The organism is Methyloceanibacter caenitepidi (genome assembly GCF_000828475.1).
GTDB classification, from domain to species: domain Bacteria; phylum Pseudomonadota; class Alphaproteobacteria; order Rhizobiales; family Methyloligellaceae; genus Methyloceanibacter; species Methyloceanibacter caenitepidi.
Genome location: NZ_AP014648.1, coordinates 1321085 through 1345718, shown reverse-complemented (window position 1 = coordinate 1345718; position 24634 = coordinate 1321085). Strand labels below are relative to the sequence as shown.

Annotated in this window: 11 protein-coding genes; 3 read left to right on the top strand and 8 right to left on the bottom strand. The window is 60.3% G+C overall.

The window, feature by feature from the left end; genetic code table 11:
* Positions 1-34 precede the first annotated feature (34 nt).
* Complete coding sequence (locus tag GL4_RS06165) at positions 35-1606, bottom strand: MFS transporter (RefSeq protein WP_045365680.1); 1572 nt, start codon at positions 1604-1606, stop codon at positions 35-37.
* A gap of 31 nt (positions 1607-1637) precedes the next feature.
* On the bottom strand, positions 1638-2606 hold the full coding sequence (locus tag GL4_RS06160) for a SphA family protein (protein WP_172653308.1): 969 nt from the start codon (positions 2604-2606) through the stop codon (positions 1638-1640).
* 153 nt (positions 2607-2759) lie between these two features.
* Here GL4_RS06160 and GL4_RS06155 point away from each other — a divergent pair, with 153 nt between their 5' ends.
* Positions 2760-3947 (top strand): helix-turn-helix transcriptional regulator, encoded by a 1188-nt coding sequence (locus tag GL4_RS06155; protein WP_156137410.1) that lies wholly within the window; start codon positions 2760-2762, stop codon positions 3945-3947.
* 32 nt (positions 3948-3979) lie between these two features.
* Positions 3980-5170, top strand: a complete 1191-nt coding sequence (locus tag GL4_RS06150) for a helix-turn-helix transcriptional regulator (RefSeq protein WP_045365671.1) — start codon at positions 3980-3982, stop codon at positions 5168-5170.
* A 21-nt stretch (positions 5171-5191) separates the two neighbouring features.
* On the opposite strand, the gene GL4_RS06145 is transcribed toward GL4_RS06150, so the two are convergent.
* From GL4_RS06145 to ppsA, 6 genes are all read right to left on the bottom strand, one after another.
* Entirely contained in the window at positions 5192-15865 is a 10674-nt protein-coding gene (locus GL4_RS06145) for an FG-GAP-like repeat-containing protein (protein WP_208430901.1), read from the bottom strand.
* 184 nt (positions 15866-16049) lie between these two features.
* Positions 16050-16475, bottom strand: coding sequence for a helix-turn-helix transcriptional regulator (locus GL4_RS17960; protein WP_052464180.1), 426 nt, complete (start codon positions 16473-16475; stop codon positions 16050-16052).
* A gap of 124 nt (positions 16476-16599) precedes the next feature.
* Positions 16600-17904: an HlyD family type I secretion periplasmic adaptor subunit gene (locus GL4_RS06135; RefSeq protein ID WP_045365665.1), complete on the bottom strand. Its 1305-nt coding sequence runs from the start codon at positions 17902-17904 to the stop codon at positions 16600-16602.
* Between the two features lie 15 nt (positions 17905-17919).
* Complete coding sequence (locus GL4_RS06130; RefSeq protein WP_045365662.1) at positions 17920-19653, bottom strand: type I secretion system permease/ATPase; 1734 nt, start codon at positions 19651-19653, stop codon at positions 17920-17922.
* Positions 19619-20728, bottom strand: a complete 1110-nt coding sequence (locus GL4_RS06125) for a TIGR03032 family protein (RefSeq protein WP_082025775.1) — start codon at positions 20726-20728, stop codon at positions 19619-19621. The genes GL4_RS06130 and GL4_RS06125 overlap by 35 nt, the downstream gene beginning before the upstream one ends.
* Before the next feature lie 723 nt (positions 20729-21451).
* Positions 21452-23845 (bottom strand): phosphoenolpyruvate synthase, encoded by a 2394-nt coding sequence (gene ppsA / locus GL4_RS06120; RefSeq protein WP_045369607.1) that lies wholly within the window; start codon positions 23843-23845, stop codon positions 21452-21454.
* Positions 23846-24106: 261 nt separating this feature from the next.
* Here ppsA and GL4_RS06115 point away from each other — a divergent pair, with 261 nt between their 5' ends.
* Positions 24107-24409, top strand: a complete 303-nt coding sequence (locus GL4_RS06115; RefSeq protein WP_425283187.1) for a DUF3175 domain-containing protein — start codon at positions 24107-24109, stop codon at positions 24407-24409.
* Positions 24410-24634: the final 225 nt, after the last annotated feature.

The following is a 24634-nucleotide window of genomic DNA, read 5'->3' as shown; positions in this document are numbered from 1 at the left end:
GTTCCTGATCCGACGCGGACTTAAAAGTGCGGCATCAGCAGGCGACACGCGCCTGACGCGGACCAAAACCCGATGCCCTGTCCAACAGCGCGGCCTGATCGGCGGGCAAGAAAACCGCAGCCAGCGACAACAAAATCCCCGCTGGTACGAGCATAACCGACCCTAAAAGAATACCCTTCCGTAAAGCCTCTCCGGCATCAACTCCCGACGCCGCATACGAGTCGCTAACAAACCCCATCGTATATGGCCCGATCGCAGCGCCCAGCAAGGTAAAGACGATGAGATAGAACGCTGTCGAGATCCCACGCACGCGTGGCGTCACAAGCGAGTTGGCGAGCGCCGGGCCGATCCCGTACCAAAGTGTTGCTGCGAAGTAGAATATCCCGAAGAGGCTATAGGCTTCCATCTTGGATTGTGCGTGGAGCATTGTGACGATTGCAGGCGCGGCGAGAGCCAACGAAAGAAGCATTACGTAGATCTTTGCGCGATCCGTACGCCTTTCGAGAATGTCTGCAAGAGCGCCACCCAGAACGTTTCCGAATAGGCCGCAGGCGGCAAGAATGACGCCGACAATGGCGCCCGCCTCGGCCGCGGTCGCGTCATATGCTCGTATCATAAACGGGACGAACCACCCCGCGATGCCCGCAATCACGAAGACGTAGGCGGCAACGCCGAGGTTCGCGAACGTCAAGGTGCGGCACTTAACGATCATCGCGAATGCTGCCGGATCGCGCAGCGCCAAATTCTGCAGCCAAGTCGCCACGCAGTACACGCCCACTGCTACGGCAATCCATTGGGCTGGGCTGCCCGTGACGGCGATCAGACCTGCGGCGCCCCCTGCTAGTGCGAACGCAATGGCGAGGTTTAGGATAATCCTCCGCGCGGCCCCTGCGTGGCGCGACATGGGCACGAGACTAAGGACTGGTAATGTCGCTGCGAGCTCTGTGATTGTTGCCACAAAGGGGCGCGGCTGTGCGCCCGAAGGGACCGCTTCAACGAGCCCTTCGTTCTGCCCTCGTTGCGGTTCTCTCAGAGACCAAAGCCATAATGCGAGAAAAGGGCCCGGAACGGCGACAACGAAAAATGCAACTTGCCAGCCCTTGAGTCCGAGGGGGGCGTTGGCCGGATCGGGATAGAGACCATGCCAAGCGTCAAGGACGTATCCCCCCAGCAGGAGTCCAAGGCCGCCTCCGATTGGCACGCCGGCCGCCGCAATCGACATCGCCGTAGAACGCAAGCGAGGTGAAAAATAGTCCGCGATGAGCGACATCAGGGCCGGCCAACAACCTGCCTCGCCGACGCCGACGCCAGCCCGAAAGACGGCAAACGAGACAAAGCTTCGCGCACATCCCGTCAAGAAGATCATGGCGCTCCAGGCCGCAACACAACCGGCCAACACGTTCTTGCGTGTCCATACATCGGCAAGTCGTGCCAGCGGAATGCTGAAGATCACATAGAAAACAGAGATCGCCGTTCCAAAAATGAAGCCGAGTTCCGCGTCGGAAAGTCCGAGGTCGGCTTTGATATCCTCCGCCAGCACGGCAAGGATCTGGCGATCGACGAACGCGAAGACATTCACCAGGACGAAAGCGCTGAGTGCATACACGGCATAACGCTTTGACGGGGGGTGCATACGTTCAGAACTTCTTGGACCAGGCAACGACAGTTACCCAGGCGGGCGTGGCGTTTGTCGCGATCGCGTTAGTCTGGAACTTTGCCTTCAGCACGGACGAATACTCTGGGAGATCGTATTTGACGACGGGGCCGAGCACGAGCGCCGTGGCGCGCAGCCCGTCGGGCTCAATGGGCACCCCGAACAGCTCGTCGTCGTCAGCTTGCCAGCCGTAAAAACCGGACACGCCCACCTGAAAGCGGCCAATGTGCTCTGTGATTGCGAAGTCGACATTCATGACATCGCCGGTCCAATGGTGGCTCGCGGGATTTTCGAGATACTGGTTCCAATAAAGCTTGGCGCTGAACTCGGTCCCCTCAGCGAGGATGGGTGCGGTCGTGTAGGTCAGCGCAACAGTCAGGGCAAAGTCCCAAATGTTGGTGCCCATGCTCAAGACCTGTTCCAGGCGATCGTCATCGTCGTACGTTCCGGACGGAAAAACCGTGCCGAAACCAAACAGGACAGAAAGCCCTTGCAGAATCGGATAGGCGCCAGGGTCGCGTGAAGGCCGTACGAATCCAAACGAACGCGACCAGTCGACCTCTAAGTACGGATCTCCAAGGCCCTGCTCGCACTCGTTGTCCTGGCCGATGAACAGGCTGCCACACTGGTTCCCGGCTGCAACAAACCCGCTAACGCCGACAGCCCCGCCGAGTACCTTTACGTCGGGTACGTACAGGAAGAATGGCCCGAACTGTTGCTTGCGCAGGTGGGCGTCACGCAGAGCCGGCACCGTATGCCCCTCGCCATCGTGAAAATCGAGCGTGCCGGATGCGGCAGCAAATAGACCACCGTAAAGGCCGGGAGGAGGCAGGACTGCGGAGCTCATATCGCTGCCGCCGATGGGACCGGCGACGGTGGGCCCCTCTAGCGCAACAGCCGGATTGTTCAGCCACAAGCTCGCAGCCATCACGGTCAGAAATCGACACCGCACAGCACACCCCCTAGCAAACCCCCCCATATCTTTACACGTCTAAATTGGATGTCATAGACTAAACATAGGATTGTTTCAGGGCGGGCCAGAATATATTGGCGCTCTGCGACCGATTGGCCGCAGTGCACAGATTTTCGGAGTGCAAATAGGGTTTTGCCTAGTATTACGCCAGATCACATTAAGGCTGCGCTTCGCATCACGCCTTTGTTCTACGACGCGGTTCTGGAACCGACCCGCTGGCGAGAGGCATTGAAAGCGATATGTGAGTTCTTCGCGCCGGCGGTCGCCGCGACTGTTCACTTCAATAGCCTTGGTCTCATGAGTGAAGGCGGGACCCGCGAACCGCACTACCTCATGTACAGCTACGGATTGAGCGAAGAGGCTGTCCAAGCCTACCTGACCTATGGTCGCTACGGGCCCGACGTCGACCCGCGCGTGGGCGCTTACACAAGATATATCAATCGGCCCGTGCCCAACCGAGACCTCGTATCTGCCGAAGAGTGGCACAAGTCTCCGACCTATAAGGATCTATTCGAGCCGCATGGCTTGGACCATGACATATGCATCTCCATCCAGCACGAAGGGCTCGATACGCACCTTTCGATTGGCGTGTATCGCGGTCCCGAAGGCCCGGCCTTCTCGCAAGTCGATGTCGAAAAGTTTCAACTTTTGGTTCCCCATTTGCGCCGGGCCGCCGAGGTCTATGCGCGGCTTGTCGGCAGCGAACTCAAGTCGCGTCAGCTTGAGAACGCTTTCGAAGACTTGGCGCTCGCGACGATCTTTACCGATACGTCCGGTCGAATTCTCTTTGCCAATCATGCGGCAAACCAGTTGCTGGACGCCGGAGATGGGCTCTTCCAGGGCGGAGGTCAGCTTGCTCATCGCGATCCCGGCATCGCATCCCAATTGAAGCGAGATATTCGCGAGATATCGGCCAGCACACAGTTTGGTGGCGGAGGACGCGTGACGCACCTGACCTTGCCTCGCGCCGAACAAACGCCGCTGCTAGCAACAGTCTGTTCCCTTGCGTCTTCTTCGCCCGAGTCGCCTCCTTACCTGTCCAGTCAGCTCCGCGTTGCGATCTTCCTGACCGACCCACAGAAATCCTACGAGACGACCACGGAGCATCTGCAACGAATCTTCGGCCTCACACAAACCGAGGCGGAGATTGCCAAGGATCTGACTGCGGGGCTCACTCTGAAGGAGATCGCCGGAAAGAGAGGCCGCGCACTGGAGACGGTCCGCCAGCAGCTCAAATCCGTGATGAGCAAGACCGGTGCGCGACGACAGGCGGAACTCGTAAAGAGCGTGCTTGCCCTGGGCGTTCCGCTGGAACAATGACAGCGCGCAGGCAAACCGGGGGCGCTTTGGACGTGGACACAAATATTGTCGATGATCCCACACTCTCCGAGGCAGACTACGAGTCCGCACTTCGCATCACGCCACTTTTTTACGATGCGGTATTACAGCCTGGCCGTTGGGAGACTGCTCTGAAGGTCATGACCGAATGGTTCGCTGCCCCCTTTGCCTCGATGCATTTGCAAACAGCAGCCGGACAATTTGAGCACTACCTCTGGTTCGGCTACGGTTTCACCGAGGCTGCGAAGGAAGACTACCTGGCCTACGGAAACTACGGGCCCGAGGTAGATCCCCGCCCCCGCCGCTATTTTCCACGTCACGTCAACAAGCCTGTTCATTGCCGGCAGATCGTGACGGAGAGTGAGTGGCACCGCTCACCGATGTACCAGGACCTTTTCAAGCCATACGGCTTGGAGTTCAGCTTGCTGGTCACGATTGTCAGCGAGGATCTCGGGACGATGTTCAGCGTCGGGGTCTATCGCGGACCCGACGACCCGCCCTTCACGCAAACGGATGTCGACCGGTTTCAGCTATTAATGCCGCATCTGCGCCGCGCGGCTGACGTCTATGGCCGCCTTGTGAGCAGCGAGATCAAATCTCGCCAGCTTGAGAATGCGTTCGACGACCTGGCATTGGCAACGCTCTTCACGAATACCACTGGAGAGATTCTCTTTGCCAACCGGTCCGCGACGGAGTTGCTCGATTCCGAGGATGGCATTTGCCGCTCCAATGGCAGGGCGTCCCACTCAGAGCCCGAAACCGCGACAGCGCTGGCGCAGGCGATCCGGAAAGTAGCGGCCGAGACTCGGCAGGAGGATGGCGGCAAGGTCCTTCAGCTGACGCTCGCGCGCCGGGATTCACCGCCGATACTCGCGACGATCTGTTCTCCCGCCGCAGGCTCGCCGGACGCCGGCCCATGGCTGTCGAGCCAGCTCCGCGTGGCCGTCTTCTTGACTGATCCGCAAAAGTCGTACGAAACGACCACGGAGCACCTGCAGCGCATCTTCGGCCTCACCCAGGCCGAGGCGAAGATCGCCAGGGATCTGGCTGCGGGGCTCACTCTGAAAGAGATCGCCGGGAAGAGAGACCGCTCATTGGAGACTGTGCGCCAACAGCTCAAGTCCGTGATGAGCAAGACCGGCGCGCGCCGCCAGGCGGAACTCGTCAAAAGCGTGCTGGCGCTGGGCATTCCGCTGGAGAAATGAGCGCCACCTCCCGAGTTCGAGTCAAACGACGAAATCGTCTTGATCGAGCTGGGCTTTCAACACGCCCTCCAGCGTGACGGTGTTGTTCGCATCGAGCGCAACGACTGTGTTGCCGAGACCATCGTCCGCAGTCGCCGCGAGAACTGCCGCTTGATCCACGAACAGCCCTGAGGCGAATTCGATCAGATCCTCGTCGGGCGTAAAGTCGACTATCGTGTCCTGCCCAAAGCCTGCATCGAAATGGAACGTGTCGGCGCCCTGACCCCCGGTCAGAGTGTCGTTACCGATACCGCCATCGAATGTCTCATTCGCCGCAGAACCGCCGATCGTATCGTCTGCCGACGTTCCTTTGATGCTCTCGACCCTGACGATCGTATTGGCGCCGGATGCGTCTATAGAGAAAGTACCTGCGTCGAGGTCGATGTCCGCGCTTCGATCGACACCACTGAGGTCGAACGTATCGAAGTTGGCGCCGCCGTCGACCGTGTTCCCGGACACGACGAAGGTGCCTGTTGCGTTGGTTGATATGGAAAGCGAGATCGAATCGTCGCCATCGCCACCACTTAGCGTGTTGTTGGTGACACTGACGTTGGCCGTACCTTGCGCGCCATTGGCGCCATCGGCACCCGCCGTCCCAATCACATAGGCGGTCCCTTCGACCTCCAACCCTGCGACGGTTCCGCTGCTGTATCCGGGATCAGACGTTCCACCCGAACCGCCAGCGCCGGCCGTAGCCGTGACATCTATTGACAAATTGTCGTTGCCGAAGCCACCCAGCAACTCGTTGCCGTCAACCAAGACAGACGCATCGCCGCCGTCCCCGCCATCGCCGCCGTCGCCAGCGGCACCGAAGAAGTAGGCAACATCGTTGTCAGTATAAGTTTCGTCATCGTAGTGGGTATGACCGCCAGTCGATGCTGAGCCGCCAGTTCCACCGCCGCCACCGTACGCCCATACGAAGATTGTGAGTTGGTCATGTCCTTGGTCCCCTTCCAGAGTATTGTCGAGGACACTGACGGCCGCATCTCCGCCATCTCCGCCACGACCGCCCGCACCACCATGGGATAGGTAGCCACCTGCCCCTTGCGCATCTCCACGGGAGCCGCCTCCATTACCACCCCAACCGCCGGGGCCCCCAAACGCCCTGGCGTCAAGACTCAAGGTATCGTCGTTTTCTCCGCCGCTCGCCGTATTCCCTTGGACCTCCGATAGGGCATCGCCACCAATACCACCGCTGCCGCCATCGCCGCCATCGCCATGCAAGCCGCCATTGTATACGTTGGTATTGTAGTCGAAATTGTTGTTCAGTTCCTGGCCTGATTGTAGTCCATTTCCCGCGATTGCTCCGGAGTGTCCGTTTCCTGCGGAGCCTCCAACCGATTGGGCACTCAGGGTGACCGTGTCATCGCTCGCCTGAGCAGCTAAGGAAGTACCTTGGAGTTGTGAGTGAGCCGCCCCGCCGTCGCCCCCGACCCCACCATTCCCACCGTCGCCCGCGGCGAAGCGGGGATCATATGTACGAGTTATGTAACCGGGACTCGTTGTAACAGACGTAACATCCCAGAATGAGGAGCCAGGCGTACCTGCCACACCACCCAGACCGCCGCTTTGGCCGCGCGAAGTTGCGTAATATTGAAGACTGTCGATGCCGCCGCCGCCCTCGCCAATCGCATCGGTGTAAATTGCAGACGCAGACGAGCCTGCAGTACCTGGTGAACCGTCTCCTCCGTCGTTACCTGCAGAGGCGTTTAGTCCCGCAGTTCCTGCTGTTGCCGTTGTCGTCAGCTGTTGCATCGCGCCCTCGTTAACGACGACGGGCGGGATCGTGACAGCAACATCCTGCTTCACGCGCACCTCGGCATTGCCGAAGACGAAGCGATCATAGGTACCTGTCGCGTCGCTAATGGTGCCGGCGTTCGTCCACTGCGACTCTGCAAACACGAATGTGTCGCCGGGATCGCCATCCACCGTCAGGATGTGCACGCCGCTGCTGTCCGCGGGCGTCTCGTTGAAGACGGCAAGCTGGTCCACGATCAGCGTATTGATGTCGGTGCCGGTGAGATCGATACGCTCGATGCCTTCGATCTTCGCCGCCATTTGGCGGTCGGTCAGGTCGAGGGTGTGGAATTCGCCCGTGAGCACCAGCGTATCCACACCCGAGCCGCCATCGACCTTCTTGAAGCTCAGGTCCGCCACACCCAAGACATCGTCGCCTGCTCCTGCGCGGATTACGTCCGCACCGCCGCCGCCGTTCAGCGTGTCGCCGCTTGCGCCGCCGAGCAGCACTTCCGCCGCGTTCGTGCCGGTCGTCGCCACGGGTGCAGCACTGGCGCCGAAGGCGCCGCCGAAGACGAGATAGGCCGCGCCGGAATCGGCCCCGCCACCGTCGTCGTTCTTGAAGGCGCCGATCAGAAGATCGTCGAACCCGTCTCCGTTCACGTCGCCGGCGCCGGAGACAGAGTTCCCCGCATAGTTGTCTCCCGCCTCGCCGATGAGCTGGAACCCAGCCAGCCCATTGAGGGAGCCGTCGGCAGATAGGTCCGAGAGCAGCACGTCGCCGGAAAGTCCGCTTGATGTGCCGAATATCACATACGCCGAACCCATGTTGGCGTCCGGCCCGACGCTGGCGCCAAAGCCGCGCGCGCCTAGGATGAAATCGTCGATGCCGTCGCCGTTGACATCGCCAGCCGCTGCAACGCCGTTCAAGGTTCCGAGGGTCAGCTCGCCCTGAATTTCAAACCCGGCGATGGAACCGCCCACATCGGCCAAGTTCAGCGGGCCGGTGACCGGTAGGGAAGTGTCGCCATAGATGACATAGGTGGCGCCGTCCGCGCCGGCGGAACCCGGTGTGTCTGCGTACTGGGCACTGACGGCCATGTCGTCAATGCCGTCGCCGTTGATGTCACCGATGTTGGCGACCGCGCCGATACGATCCCCAGGATCGACGCCATTGAGCTTGAAGCCCTCGATCTGACCAGACGCGCCAACCTCGGCGAGATTGTGCGTGCCCGTGAGACCCTGACCGCCGAAGATGACATAGGCCGCGCCCTCGTTCGAATTCGGGTCGGTGCCATGATCCGCATCTCCAAGGAATGCGCTGACGATCAGATCGTCGAAGCCGTCGCCGTTGATGTCGCCAGCGGAAGACACCGTGTTGCCAGCGTAGTCACTGCTCTGTTCACCGACCAGGCGAAAACCCAGAACGGTCCCGCCGACATCGTTGAGGTTGAGGCTCGCAGAACTGTTAAGTCCGGACTGACCGCCATAGACCACGTAGGCCGCACCCGCGCTGGTATCCGGATTGTCGTCGGCGCGTGGGGCGTTGATAACGAAGTCCGCGATCCCGTCGCCGTTGATGTCGCCGGCCGACGACACGTTGTGCCCGGCAAGATCGCCGCCGCCGCCGAGGCCGAGATTTCCAGAGAAGGCCGCACCGTCCAAGGACGTGCCAACGTCACCCAGATCGCCGGTGAAGGTCTGACCGCCGAGAAGAAGATAGGCGGCCCCTTGCGTGCCGTTCGTGTCCGGCGCCCCCACGAGGATGTCGGCGAAACCATCGCCGTTCACGTCGCCGGCGCCCGACAGGGTTGCGCCCGCGCGATCGCCCGCCACCGGCCCTTCCAGCTTGACGCCCAGAGGACCGCCGGCCTGACCAACCGTGCCGAGGGCAATCTCGCCTTGTGCGTCGGCGAAGCTGGCGAAGTCCTGACCGCCGAACACAAGATAGGTCGCACCGGAATCTCCACCGGCGGCGCCGTCGTTACCCGGCGCGCCAATGAGGAAGTCGGCGGAGCCGTCGCCGTTGACGTCGCCTGCCATCGAAACGTAGCCGGCCTGGTCGTCCATGCCTTCGCCGGTAAACTGGACTCCTGAGAAGCCGGTGGAATTGCCGGCGACGATGTCGCCGAGAGTCTCGTCCTCGCCCACGACGCGCACGGTCACTGTCGCCGTGTCGAAGTTCCCGTTTCCGTCGCTGATTGTGTATTCAAACGTGTCGTCGACTTGATCGGCTGTTGGGTCGAGGATGCCAGAGCCCGTCAGCGCTTGGAGCGTCGCGGATGCGGTCGGATCGTAGATGACGCTTTTGCCGTCGGCAGAAATCGACACGGCCGCGCCGTTGGCGCTCAAACCGCCTGTCCCGACAGATACGATGTTCAGGACGTCTCCATCCGGATCCGAGTCGTTGTCGAGCAGGCGGAAGACTTTGACCGCATCTTCCGAAAAGCCGTCTTGGTCAATGTCGCCGAGGCTCAACCCATCGCTGTCCGTGTTGCCATATTGAATGGTGATTGGCGTGAAATTGCCGGTGCCGTCGTTTATCAGAACGCGGTCTTGGGCGGAGAAGGTCGATACATAGATGTCGAGATCGCCATCATTGTCCAGGTCGCCGAATTGGGCATCAGCAGACGATCCGAATCCCAATGACGTGAAGAGGCTGAACTGGCCGCTGCCGTCGTTTTTCCAAACCGTGTCTATCTGGTTTGAGTGATTGGCCACATAGGCATCGAGGTCGCCATCATTGTCGATATCACCGAGCGCGACGTGGAGGCTCCTGTAGTCCCCGCCACCTGCTTGCAGGGCTTGACCGGAATTGGTGAAATTCCCCGAACCATCATTGAAGAGGATCAAGTTGTTTCCATTGTAGTTGGCTACGACAGCGTCGAGATCGCCATCTCCATCGAGGTCCCCAAGCTCTATGCCTCGTACGTCGCCGACGCCGGTGACACTGATTTGCGTGAAATTCGCGGAGTGGACGCCTTGATTAATGAATACACCGAGATTGCTGTTGGCCAGCAATGCGTCCGGATCCCCATCGCCATCGATGTCGCCCAATGCAAGCGCCGTGCTGCCGCCCGACATGCTCGTCGTTTGCGCAAACGTGCCGTCGCCGTTGCCCAGGAAGACATAGTTGCCATCGTTCTCATTGGCGAACACAACGTCCAGATGCGAATCGCCGTTGAGATCGGCGACGCTGACGTGCCGGCTGTTTGCCCCTCCCAGCGTGGTCAAAGGCCCTGAGAAAGCGCCGTTTTGGTTGATATAGAGGGCATTGCCGCCAAAAGCAGCTACGACTGCGTCCAGATCCCCATCCTCGTCGAAGTCCGCAAGTTCCGCATGAACCCCGTGATCGTTGCCAGGGGTCTGCCTCAGCGAAAACTCACCGTCGCCATTGTTTACAAAGGACAGAGTTGGAGCACCGCCGCCCGTAGTCGAAACAAAGGCATCCAGATCGCCCAAAAACGTGTCGTCGGTCGCGACTGGAGCCGCACCTTCCGCAACATCCGTCAGGGTCACGTTGATGGTCTGCGGCGTGGTGTTGGTCCCATCCGAGGCGGTGACCTCCACCTCGTAGGCGTGGGGGTCGTTCTCGAAGTCCGGCGCCGTCTTGAACTGCAGCTGGTTGCCGCTCACGATCTCGAACAGGGCCGCGTCCGCGCCGCCGGTGATCGAGAACGTGACGGGCCCGCCCACCGTGTCCGCGTCCGTGGCCGCGAGCGTCACCACGCTTTGGGTGTTCTCCGCCACGCTCGGCCCATCCGAGGACGTGAACACCGGCGCGTTGTCGTTCCGGTCCGTCAGGGTCACGTTGATGGTCTGCGGCGTGGTGTTGGTGCCGTCCGAGGCGGTCACCTCCACCTCGTAGGCGTGGGGGTCGTTCTCGAAGTCAGGGGCCGCCTTGAACTGCAGCTGGTTGCCGCTCACGATCTCGAACAGGGCCGCGTCCGCACCGCCGGTGATCGAGAACGTGACGGGCCCGCCCACCGGGTCGGCGTCCGTGGCGGCGAGCGTCACGACGCTTTGGGTGTTCTCCGCCACGCTCGGCCCATCCGAGGACGTGAACACCGGCGCGTTGTCGTTCCGGTCCGTCAGCGTCACGTTGATGGTCTGCGGCGTGGTGTTGGTCCCATCCGAGGCGGTCACCTCCACCTCGTAGGCGTGGGGGTCGTTCTCGAAGTCAGGCGCCGTCTTGAACTGCAGCTGGTTGCCGCTCACGATCTCGAACAGGGCCGCGTCCGCACCGCCGGTGATCGAGAACGTCACGGGCCCGCCCACCGTGTCCACGTCCGTGGCCGCGAGCGTCACGACGCTTTGGGTGTTCTCCGCCACGCTCGGCCCATCCGAGGACGTGAACACCGGCGCATCGTTCGTGCCGGTGATCGTAATCGTAACGTCTTGGCTATCCGTCGGGCCGTCGCCGTCGGACGCCACGACCGTATAGGTCAGCTCCAGGGTTTCGCCGTCGTCGAGATAGTTGAACGCCTCCGTGCCGCTGTCGAACGACCAGCCGATCGTCCCGGTCGTCGCATCGTTGGCGATCACCGGGTTCGTGCTGGCCAGGCTGAACATGTTCAGCAGATCTTGCTCGGCCGGCTGGCTGGCATCGCCCGCAGCCGTGCCGCCAACGATCACCGTCGTGCCGACCGAGGCCGTCACCTGATCGATCACGTCGAGATCCGTCACCGTCAACGTGCCGGTGGCCGTCCGGCCGTTGTCCGTCTCGATCAGATCGGCACTCGCCGAATTGCCTGTCTCGACCGTGATGTCCGGATCGTCGTCCGTGCCGTTGATGGTTACGATGACGTTTGCACTGGCCGCCTGTTCGGAGCCGTCGGCCGCTTCCACCGTGTAGACAAGTGCTAGAGTCTGGCCGTCAGCTAGATAGTCGAAAGCTTCCGAAAGGCTATCGAAGGCCCAGCCTATCGTTCCCGTCGTCGCGGCCCCCTGAATGATCGGGTTCGTGCTCGTCAGGCTGAACATGTTCAGCAGCTCTTGCTGTGTGGGTTGGCTGGGAGATCCTGCCCCCGTGCCCTGAACCGTCACGGTGGCGCCGGGCGCGGCATTCACCACATCGCTCAGTTGAAGGTCCCGCGCCGTCAGCGTGCCCGACGCGGTCAGACCGTTGTCGGTCTCGGCCAGGCTTGCGGACTGGGAGTCTCCGGTATCGAGGAAGATGTCCGTACCGGAAGAGAAGACATCTTGTACGACCGCCGATGATGCATTGCTCTCGCCAGCAGTGGCGTTCTCGAGGCCTAAAACCACCTCCCAGTCCTCGAGCGAGTTTGTGAAGTTCGCAGCGATCGCAACGATTTCGAGCGTGTTGTTGTTGGTGTCGAGAACCGCTTCCTTGATGTGGAGCTCCGGGATAGAGGTGCCCGGGACCGGATTCGGCGTCGAAACAACGGCCCCGTTGAAGGCCGTTGGGTCGGCAAAATCGAGGGAGAACTCGCCGGTGTACGTACTGGAAAGAGCGAGTGAAACAACGTAGTCGAACTGGCTCGCCGTGTGGTTGAAGTCGTCAAGCTCGGCGGTGATGGTGAGCTCCATCGCGTCCAGATCGAGCACGGACGAGGTGATGTAGATGTCCGGCGCGCCGTCGTCGTCCGTGCCCGTGATGGTGATGGTGATGTCTTGGGTGTCGGACGGGCCTTCGCTGTCGGCAGCCATCACCGTATACGTCAACTCCAGCGTCTCGCCTTCTTCGAGATAGTCGAAGGCCTCCGCGCCGCTGTCGAAGGCCCAGCCGATCGTGCCGGTGACATTGCTCCCACTGATGATGGGGTTCAAGCTGGTCAGGCTGAACATGGCGAGCAGGTCTTGCTCACTGGGTTGGCTCGCATCTCCCGCGGCCGTGCCCCCGACAGTCACCGAGGTGCCGAGCGAAGCCGTCACTTCGTCGCTCAGCACGCGGTCGGTCACCGTCAGCGTGCCGGATGCCGTACGGGGATTGTCCGTCTCGATCAGATCGGCGCTCGCGGAATCGCCGTCTTCGACGGAGATGTCGGTGCCCGTGTCGATCAGCTCTTGAAGGGGTACGCCGCTTGATGAAGCCGCATCTCCCCAAATGAGGTTTTGGAGGCTGACGCTAACGAACCAGTCCTCAAGCTGAGTCGCGCCCGTAAAATTGGCGGCAAGGGCGCTGATCTCCAGTGTGTTGGCGTTTGTATCGAGAATTACCTCTCTAACGAGAAGTTCCGTGAAATCGCCGGCAATGGGATCAAGCGTGGAGACAACACTCCCGTTGAACATGGTCGGAGCAGTCGACTTTGCGGCATTCTCACCGTTTTCATCATTCACAAGCGCGAATGAAATGGAGTAATCGGAGGCAAAGCTCGTGTGGTTGAAGTCGTCGAGCTCGGCGGTGATGGTGAGTTCCATCGTGTCGAGATCGAGCTTCGAAGACGTGATGTAGATGTCCGGCGTGCCGTCATCGTCCGTGCCGGTGATGGTGATCGTGACGTCCTGGGTGTCGGACGGACCCTCGCTGTCGGCAGCCTGGACCGTGTAGGTCAGCTCGAGCGTCTCACCTTCTTCGAGATAGTCGAAGGCTTCCGTGCCGCTGTCGAATTCCCAGCCGATCGTGCCGGTGACGTTGCTGCCGCTGATGATGGGGTTCAGGCTGGTCAGGCTGAACATGGCGAGCAGGTCTTGCTCGCTGGGCTGGCTCGCGTCTCCCGCGGCCGTGCCGCCGACGGTCACCGAGGTGCCGAGCGACGCTGTCACTTCGTCGCTCAACACGCGGTCCGTCACCGTGAGCGTGCCGGACGCCGTCCGGGGATTGTCCGTTTCGATCAGATCGGCACTCGCGGAGTCCCCGTCTTCGAGGGAGATGTCGGTGCCGGTGTCGACGAGCTCTTGGAGCGGCACTCCGCTTGATTGCGCGGACTCTCCCTCAGCAAAGTTTTGGAAACCTATAGTTACAAACCAGTCTTCGAGCTGGGTCGCGCTAGTGAAATTGGCGGCAAGCGCCCTGATCTCGATCGTATTGGCAGCTGTGTCTAGAATCGCTTCTCTGATGAGCAGTTCTGTGAGGTCTCCAGGAACAGGATTTGGCGACCCCGTAGGTATCCCATTGAATGTCGTAGGCGTCGACGTTGCGGTGTCGCCCTCGCCGTTGCTTGCATTCTGAATCCCGAAGAAAATCGAAACGTCGAATGGACCGCCCGTGTGCGTGAAATCGTCGAGCTCGGCGGTGATGGTGAGCTCCATGTTGTCCAGATCGAGAACAGACGAGGTGATGTAGATATCCGGCGTGCCGTCGTCGTCCGTGCCGGTGACGGCGATGGTAACATCTTGCGAATCTGTGCCGCCCTCGCCGTCCGACACCTCGACCGTGTAGGTCAGCTCGAGCGTCTCGCCCTCTTCGAGATAGTCAAAGGCTTCCGTGCCGCTGTCGAAGGCCCAGCCGATGGTTCCGGTCGTATCGCTGCTGCCGATCACCGGGTTGGCGCTTGTGAGGCTGAACATCGCCAACAGATCTTGCTCGCTGGGCTGACTTGCATCGCCCGCCGCCGTGCCGCCCACGGTGACGCTGGCTCCGACTGACGCGTTGACGCTGTCCGTCGTGTTGATGTCCGTCACCGTCAGGGTGCCCGAAGCGGTGCGCGGCGTGTCGGTCTCAATGAAATCGGCGCTGGCCGAATCGCTGCTGCCGACCGTGATGTCCGGCATCTCGTTCGGGGCCGTTACCGTAACGTTGAACGCCACCGGCGCCGGCGGTGCGGATCCGTCTTCGTTGCCGTCCTCTACGGTGACGCCAAAGCCGGCGCTAGACGTGGCTGACCCGTCGTGGATCAGCGTCACCTTGCCCTCCGCGATGTCCTGCGCGGTGAAGCTCGAAGCGTCGGCACCGTCGAGCTGTACCTTGAGGTTTGCGGTTAGGTTGGAAACCGTGAATTCGACGCCGTTCGCGGTGTCGTCGGGATCGGTAAAGCCGAGATCGGCTGCGGTCAGCACATAGGCGGTACCGGCCTCAAGTGTCGCCGCGAGATCGCCGATCAACACAGGCGGTTGATTTAGCGGGCTGGTGTTCCGGAGATCCACGGACCTGTCCGCGAACTGAAGGATCTCTACGTCGCCAGCAACGAGCGTTGATCCTTCGGGACCGGTGACCCGAAGAAAGTTTCCGTCCTGCTGGAAATCATAATCGCCGTAGGCCCGCGAGAACACGGCGGTATCGACGCCGGAACCACCACGAAGTTCGTTGTCTCCAGAACCGCCTAGCAGTCTGTCATTGCCGGAACCGCCGTAGAGCTTGTCGTTGCCGCTGCCTCCGGAAAGCTGATCATGGCCGCTCCCCCCGTACAGCCTGTCGTTTCCGCTTCCGCCGTAAAGCTTGTCGTTGCCGCTACTACCGAAGAGTTGATCACTGCCGCTCCCTCCGTAGAGCCTGTCGTTGCCGCTTCCGCCGTAAATTGTATCGTGCCCACTACTTCCGACGAGATAGTCGTTGCCAGCACCACCAATGAGGCGATCATTGCCGCCTCCACCGTAGAGTTTGTCGTTGCCGCTACTGCCGGAGAGGTAGTCGTTGCCACTCGCGCCGTAGAGCCTGTTGTTCCCGGCTCCACCGTAAAGTTTGTCGTTTCCGCTTCCGCCGTAAAGCTTGTCGTTTCCGCTTCCGCCGGAAAGGCGATCATTGCCACTCCCACCGTAGAGCTTGTCGTTCCCGCTTCCGCCGTAAAGCTTGTCGTTGCCAGTTCCGCCGGTGAGGCGATCATTGCCACTCCCACCGTAGAGCTCGTCATGCCCGCTTTCGCCGTAAAGCTTGTCGTTGCCGCTATCACCAAGGAGTTTGTCGTTGCCGCTCCTGCCCCTAATTAGATCGTTTCCGCCTTTGCCAAGAATGACGTCACTCACCCCGAGACCAAGCAGTCTGTCGTTCCGGGAAGTGCCTTTGTGGAATATCCGAGGCATGGCTGATCGCTCCTTGATCAAATCGGCGGATGGAGCCAGCCGAGGTCGGAACCCAGCGGCTCGTTTACCGTTTATTAATGACAATCGGAGCAGTGCCCGCATCCCCCAATCGGGGCATGCGCGCTTTAGTTCGGCTTGTTGACTCTCTTTTTTTCCGAATTGGTGGGGAACCGGTGACCGAGCGCTAAAGATTGGCAAGCAAAGCGACGAGCTGGCTTTGCCGATGCGTACCGGTTTTCGCAAAGATCGGTTTCAGGTGGCTTCGAACTGTCTCCCGCGCGATATCGAGTTCAGCGGCTGCTTGGTCCGTGCTCATGCCCGTGGCGAGCATCGAGGCTAGCCGCGCTTCGGCAGCCGTCAGGCCAAAGAGTTTCGACAGCAGGGATTGATCGGGGCGAGGCAGCACTCCAATTGGCGCGAAGCTGAGCAAGAATCGCGAACCGTGGCCATTCTCGCACTCACTTTGCGTCAGCCCCAGCGCCGTCAACACGATCGGCGGCTTGCCCTCACGTTCAATAATGACTCTGTTGCGCCCGCGCAGCTCCGTGGCCGGATCGGTCAGCAGTTCGATCAGATGCTCAAGCGACCGGTCACCCTTCAAGACTTCCACGAAAAACCCCCAAATTTGACGGAAGATCCCATTGAGGTTGAGCTTTGTTTACCAACGGTAGTGACGCGCAACCAATGAAGTCATGCCCCAATTGGGCTATATGCGGCCTTGAAATGCTGGCGGCCTAGGTTTCACGAAATGCGCGCGCCAACTGGTCCTTCAGCGGCTTGATCAAGTACGAGATAACGGTGTGCGGCTCGGTCTCAATAAAGGCTTCAACCGGCATGCCCGGCACGAGAAGCATCCCACCCAGTTGTCGAAATCGCTCTTCGTCGATTGCGACACGTACGACGTAGTACTGCATCCCGCTTTTCTCATCTTCCGACAGGTCGGCACCGATGCGCTCGACCTCTCCAGGAATGGCCGGGGTCGTACCTTGATCGAACGCTGAGAACCGAAGCATCGCTGTCTGACCTTGCCGCACCTGATCGATGTCCTTCGGCGAGACTTGAGCTTCCACTGTCAGCTTGTCCGCTTCGGGCACAATGAGCATGATCGGCTCACCGGGCGCGACAACGCCGCCGATAGTGTGCATCTCAAGCTGGTGCACAATACCGTCTTGCGGCGCTCTGATATCAATACGCTTCAGTTGATCTTCCGCAGCCACTTTGCGCTCGGCGAGTTCCGAGAGTTTTGCGCGCCCGTCGGAGATCTCTTCAGCGACTTCGCTCCTCACGAGCTCATCGACCTGGATAATCTGAAGCTCGACCTCTGCAATTTTTCCCTTGGCTTGAGCAATTGACGCAGTCAGTTGCCCCCTTTCGCCCTCGAGCCGCGCCTCGTCCCGCTCCAGCGCCGTCAGCCGCGTGATCTGAACCAGGTTTTTGCGCCACAAGTCACGTACGCCCGCGAGCTCCTTCTTCAGTAGTGCGATTTCTTTCGATTTGGCGTCGACCTGCTCGCCAAGCCCCCTTATCTCCTCTCTCAGTTGCGCAACGCGTTCGCGAAGCTGCGCCTTTTGGCCATCGCGCGCATTCCTGCGTAACTCGAACAACTTCCTTTCACCCCTGACCAACTTGGCCACGACCGGATCGTCCTGCCGCGACATCAGGTCGGAAGGAAATTCAATATCGTCGGCACCAATCTTCTCTGCCTCAAGCCGCGCTTCTCGCGCTTCCAACTCGTCAATGGACTTGGCGACGATGCCCAGATTCGCTCGGGTCTGCGTTGCATCCAGGCGCAACAACACATTGCCCTGTTTTACGCGGTCTCCTTCGTGCACGAGAAGTTCGCCGACGACGCCCCCGGTCGGGTGTTGCACACGTTTGACGCTGGATTCGACCACAACCTTCCCCGGGGCAATGATTGCGCCTGAGATCACTGTCGTCGCAGCCCACACGCCAACTCCAAAAACAAGAAGCGCTGCCACGATGAGCCCGATCAGCACATGGCGCCGGAGAGACGACTGCAGGCTGCGATTTCCAAACATCTGCCGGCCTCCGCTCTATTCCGCCGCGGGGCGTACGAGCCCCCGGAGGATCTCGTTCTTCGGTCCAATTCGCTGGAGCCTACCGTTGATCAATATGAGGACTTGATCACAGGCCGCGATCGCACTGGGCCGATGCGCTATGACGATGGCGACGCCGCCGCGATTGCGAATGCTCATGATGGCAGCCGCCAGGGCCTGATCGCCCTCCTCGTCCAGGTTTGAGTTCGGCTCGTCAAGCACGACCAAAAATGGATCGCCATACAGCGCCCTGGCGAGCGCCACACGCTGCCGCTGCCCCGCCGACAGCATGACGCCAGATTCGCCAATCTCCGTCTCGTATCCATCGGGAAGCGAGAGAATGAGATCGTGCACACCGGCAGCCATCGCGGCGCCAAGTACCTGCTCTGGCGATGGATCTCGCTCAAAGCGCGCGATGTTCTCCGCCACCGTTCCGTCAAACAGTTCGACACTTTGCGGCAGGTACCCGACATACCGACCAAGTATTTCGGAGGACCATTGGTCTAGGGCGGCTCCATCGAGACACACATTGCCTCGTACCGGACGCCAAACGCCAACGAGCATTCTCGCCAGGGAAGATTTTCCCGAAGCGCTCGGTCCAATGACCCCCAGCGCATCCCCCGCTTTCAGGTCGAACGTGATGTCCTGCAGGATGGTTCGACCGCCGGCCGGCGCGACAATCGAGGCGCTCGCTACGGAGAGCGTCTTGCGGGGTTGGGGAAGCTCAAGCAGTTCGCCGTTTGTCGGAATCATCTCCAGCGTCTTGCTTAGGCGCGCCCATGACTGTCGGGCAGCGACGAATCCCTTCCAGTTCCCCACCGCCAGTTCCACGGGCGACAAGGCGCGGGAAACGAGAATCGAACTCGCGATAATGATTCCCGGACTCGCGTCCTGCATAATGACAAGATATGCACCGAGACCAAGCACGACCGATTGGATAAGGAGCCGCACTCCTCGCGAAAGCGTGCCGAGTCCTCCCCCGATGTCGGACACTCGCCGATTAACATCCAAATACTCGCTATTCGTCGATGCGAAGCGGTCGCAGAGCCGCCCGCCCATGCCCATTGCATGGACAACTTCCGCATTCCGTCTCGTGGCTTCGAGATTGGCATTGCGTTTCGCACCGAGCGCGGAAACGCGTCTGGCTGGGTCTCGTGTCAGGAGCTCAGCGGCGAGCGTAACCGTGAAGAGAATGACGCCGCCCACGACAGCCGCAATTCCGATCAATGGATGAAAAAGAAAACAGATACCAAGATAGAGTGGGATCCATGGAAGGTCGAAGAACGCTGTCGGCCCTGCGCTCGACAGAAAGTTCCTTATTTGATCGAGATCGCGAACCGGCTGTAGACCGTCTCCCTGAACCCGAGCAAGCAACGGAAGCTGCGCGACGAGGGTGTATGCGCGTGAGGACAGACTTTCATCGAGGGATGCCCCGATGCGAACCAGCACACGTGCGCGGATACCCTCCAGGAGAGTCTGAAACGCATAGAGCGCGACCGTTAGAACGGCTAAGCCCACGAGGGTCGGCACGCTCCCGCTTGGCAGCACCCTGTCGTAGACTTGGAGCATGAAGAGCGGGCCGGTTAGCATCAGCATATTAATTAGTGCGCTAAACAGCCCGACGCTCACCAGTGCGCTGCGGCAACGTGCCAGCGCCTGGGCAATTTCGGAACGCTGCGCGTTTGGATAGCCGGCACTAGTCACCAATGGAAATAACCCGCCTGATTTCATCCGATTTGAACCCAATAGCCGCGGTGTTCGTACGGTCCGGCAAGATCGCGACGTCGAATAGCTCGCCCACCAATCCTTCCAAGACGATCCAATGCACGATGTCGCCGCTTGTCAGATCGACGACGTAAAGTCCGCACCGGGCATCGACAGCGTGTTTGGTCAGGTTCTCATCCAACGGCAGGCCGCTGAATGTCTTGTTCCCCCTAGGCTTGGATAGCCCGACAACGGCAAAGTTTCCGATGAAGTCCAAACCACGCAAGAAGCCCGGACAGAAGGCGATCGCCTCGAAATGTCCATCGTCTGGCTCAAGCTGCCCGAAATATCCGCTTCCAGAATCCAGCACATAGAGCTTCCCGTTATGGAGCCGCGGCGAGTGCGGCATGGAGCCCCCGCGAGCGATTATCTCACTGGACTGGCAATCCAGAACGATGCCGCCATCTCCGCGATGGTCACGCCATCCATCAGCGACATTTGTCGCGGCGACGGCCGTGGCGTATCGCGGGTTACCGTCTTCACAGGCAACGCCGTTCAAGTGGCACCTGTCCTCGGCGGCCAACCGATCGATGAACGGAGGGGTCCATACCGCCCGGAAGCTATGGTCCTCGCTCACAGTGGAAAGGCAGCTGAAAAGGGTATTCGCGAAAATGGGCCGGCCGTCCGGCCCAACCGCTAGATCGTGAGCGTCAATATCGCCGGTGTAGTAACTCACTTGCGGCACAAACAATGAATCGTAGCCCGCCTCGAGCGCGCGCTCCGCGGCAACGTCGACGAACTTCAAAATTTGGCAGAGCGATGCAACCCACAGAGCGCCGTCGGCATAGGCTAACCCCATACAGCGCTCAAGTGTGCGATTGAATACGGAGAGATTCCCCTTAGGACTCAGCCCGACGAAGAACAACCGCCCAACTTGGTATGTCGTGAAGGCAATGTTGATTCGATGCTCAGCCAACCAAGACTCAAACTGTCTCGACGTGGTTAGCTCAAATTTCTTGGCCTGAACGGTGTGCTCACCGCCAGCGCCTGTGTACGCCAACCCCTGCCCCACAGAGTTATCTACGTCTGCACGACGCGCCATTTTCTCCCACTCCCCAGCCGCAGGACGATTTCTTGCGTGGACTGCCACGCTAACGGGGGCTTGCGCGCGGGGCATGCCCCAAATGGGTGATGCGCCGACAGGTCGTCTCATTTGGGGCTGGACTGCTGTTTCAGCTCCAGCTGCTCGACGTTTCGACCTTGGGGGCGGCCGAGCGCAGGACATCGGCACGAGTGCAATCCACGGCGCGCGAGCGTGTGGTTGCGCCGGCGCTTTCATCGATTCGACCGCGCCGACAATTCAAACGCCAACGCCGAGAATGGCGGCAGGCCTTGCACAAGGTAAGGGCGCACAGATCGCGCCTTTTCGAGCTGTATGGTGAGTAAGTGAAGGGTGCGGGAAACGCCACGACTGGGCGGCTGTGCTGGGCGGCTGCAGCGAACGTGTCTCAGCAGCCAAATTCCCTGATCTGCGGGACAATACAGGGAACTCAGTCGGAATCAGGCCGTCGGGCGATGCCGGACGCCAGCCTATACAAGGTATTGCGGGTGAAAGCTCTACTTAGCAGAAAAGGGAATATTGGCTGCGAACAGGGAACGTTGTCTCAGCAACAGGGACTGCCCTCGCCTCTCAATGAATGTCCGCAACCGCTAGAACAACGGACATTCCAAAGTAATTCTCCGGTGTCTGTTGATCACCCAAAGCAGACGTCTATCGGAATTTGATTGACATGCCTGGGGCACCGTCGTGATCAGTCGCAAGAGATTACGGCCCAGAAATTCTTTGCGATAGAGCCGCTTCCGCAGACGCGATCTGCGCCTTAACGCGCAAGAAGCTGTCGGGAGTTACGGAGATCGAGTCGATGCCGTGCTCGACGAGAAATCGCGCGAATTCAGGGTGGTCGCTCGGGGCTTGACCGCAGATCCCGGTGTGGCTGCCGGTCTTCTTTGACGACGCCAAGAGCCGGGCGATGGTTTGTTTGACCGCCGGATGGCGCTCATTGAACAGCCCGCTCAAGCGGTCGCTGTCCCGGTCGATGCCGAGCACGAGTTGCGTGAGGTCGTTGGAGCCGATCGAAAAGCCGTCAAAGCGCTCGGCGAACGCTTCGGCCAGGACGACGTTCGACGGAATCTCCGCCATCACGTAGACCTGAAGCCCGGCCCGCCCACGCTTGAGCCCGTTCTTCTCCATCTCCTCGATGACGCTATCGGCCTCCTCGGGCGTACGGCAGAACGGGATCATCATGACGATGTTGGAGAGGCCGATCTCTTCGCGGGCACGCGCGATGGCCCGGCATTCGAGCCCGAAGCCGTCGCGATAATCGGGGCTGTAGTAGCGACTCGCGCCACGCCAGCCGATCATCGGGTTCTCCTCATGCGGTTCAAACGCGGCGCCGCCGAGGAGCTCGGCATATTCGTTGGTCTTGAAGTCGCTCATACGGACGATGACCGGCTTGGGATAATAGGCCGCGGCGATACGGGCGATTCCCCGCGAAAGCTTGTCGACGAAGTAATCCGCCTTGGTGTCGTAGCCGGCCGTCAGGCGCTCGATCTCCATCCGTGCCGCTTTGTCGTTGACATCACCGAAGCGGATCAAGGCCATGGGATGAACCTTGATGTGGTTCGAGATAATAAACTCCATCCGCGCGAGACCGACTCCATCGGCAGGCAAGCGCCACCAGCGAAACGCTGCTGCGGGGTTAGCGACATTGAGCATCGCCTTGGTCCGCGTCGTAGGGATATTTCCGATATCGATCTCGGTCACGTCGAACTCGGCGATGCCCTCATAGACGTGACCCTGGTCACCCTCTGCGCAGGATACAGTGACGTCTTGGCCTTCGGACAGCTTCTCGGTTGCGCCGCTTGCGCCGACGATCGCTGGAAGGCCGAGCTCGCGGCTGACAATGGCGGCATGGCTGGTTCTTCCGCCATGATCGGTCACGATCGCCGCGGCACGTTTCATGATCGGGACCCAGTCGGGATCGGTGATCTTCGTCACCAACACCGAGCCTGTCTTGAATTGCTCGATCTGATCGGCGCTGTCGAGTCGGCAAACCTTACCGGCGCCGATCGCATCGCCAACAGCCAGTCCGGAAACCAGACACTCTCCCTTTTGTTTCAGCTTGTAGGTCTTGAGCTCCCCGGCTTCGCGGCGGGACTGCACGGTCTCAGGCCGAGCTTGCACGATGTAGAGTTCGCCCGTCTGGCCGTCCTTGGCCCACTCCATATCCATGGGGCAGCCGTAGTGCCGTTCGATCAGCACGGCCCAGCGGGCGAGCGTCAGCGCTTCTTCATCCGTAAGCACGAACCTGCCGCGCTCGTCCTCGGTGGTGTCGGTAAGGACGGTCGCGCCGTTAGCTCCATAGATCATCTTGCGGCGCTTGGCGCCGAGCGACTTCTCGATGATTGGCACGAGCGAAGGTTCGTCGAGCAGAGGCTTGAAGACCTGGAGCTCGTCCGGAGCGACCATGCCTTGCACCACCGTCTCGCCGAGGCCCCAGGCACCGGTTATGAGAACGGAACGGGGAAAGCCCGTCTCGGTATCAATCGAGAACATCACGCCGGAAGACGCGAGATCGGAGCGCACCATGCTCTGCACTCCAACAGAGAGGGCGACACTCATGTGATCGAAGCCATGGGTTTCTCGGTACGCGATGGCGCGGTCAGTGAAGAGGGAAGCGAAACACTTCTTGCAGGCCTCAAACAGCGCTTGTTCGCCTTTGACATTGAGATAGGTCTCCAGCTGCCCCGCGAAGCTGGCCTCGGGCAAGTCTTCGGCGGTGGCGCTGGACCGGACCGCTACCGAGTCGGCTCCGTCCGCGCTCATGTCGCTGTAGGCTTGGTGGATCGCCTCCTTGAGGTCCGGCGGGAGTGGCGCTTCGAGAACGAGATCACGAATTGACCCGCCGACATTGGCTAGATTGCCAAGCTTCTTATCGAGCGTCGCGATCGTCTGCGCGATACGGGACTGCAAATTGTTGGATTCGATGAAATGCCAATAGGCAGCTGCGGTCGTGGCGAATCCCCCAGGCACGTTGATGCCAGCCTCCTCTAGCTGGCCGATCATCTCACCGAGGGAGGCGTTCTTGCCACCGACACACGCGACGTCGCTGCGACGAAGAATGGAGAGTGGAAGGACCAATTCTCGCCGATCGCTCATGTTGCGGCCTTTGATCAAGAGTTTTCACGCCGGTCGTCGTGGCTCATCAATCCATTCAGCGGAATTACCCTCTGGAAGGGTGTTGCGCGCCTTGATTGACGTCAAGGGACACGTCGACTCAAAGCCTGGTCGGACTTGACACCGGCTCCACTGGCAGCCCCGAAACCAACCTTCCTAGGGGCCAAGTTTGTTTTCGCGCTCACGCTGATAAAGTGCGTCAGTGCTGGCTGGTCCAAACCGACGGTCCCCACCCTTGCTTCTATGATGTCTGAACAGAAACCCTCACGTTGGTCGCAAGACGTTACCGCGCAATCGGACGCGCTCGACCTTGAGAAAGGCGTTTTTACCTTCAAGGACCCCAAGCGGATCGCCGCATCCCTTAAGCGCTCGGCAGAAGCAAGCACACGCCGCAAGGCCGATCCTTTCCGCTCGGCTATGTCGATGCTGGTCTTCTATATGAACCGCGCGGGCAGGAACTTGTCGGACGACGACCGGGCGCGGCTCGACGCGGCGAAGAATGAGCTTCGGCGCCTATTTGAACGTGCCCCAGCGAAAAAAGCTTAGACCTCCCATATCAGCTTTGGGGGCGCAGGGCATGACAGACGTGCCTCGTGAGTTCGTCGAGCCCGTGCGCCGAATGCGCTTTACCAACCGTGCCAATAGCGGCGAGTTTCACGTCTAAGATAGTGCTTGGGCACGACGCCCTCGTCATTTCTGAAGGCGTGGACGTTTGAATCTAGGGGCAGAGCAGAAAGTGCTCTGCCCTATTTCCCATAGCCGCGCTCGACT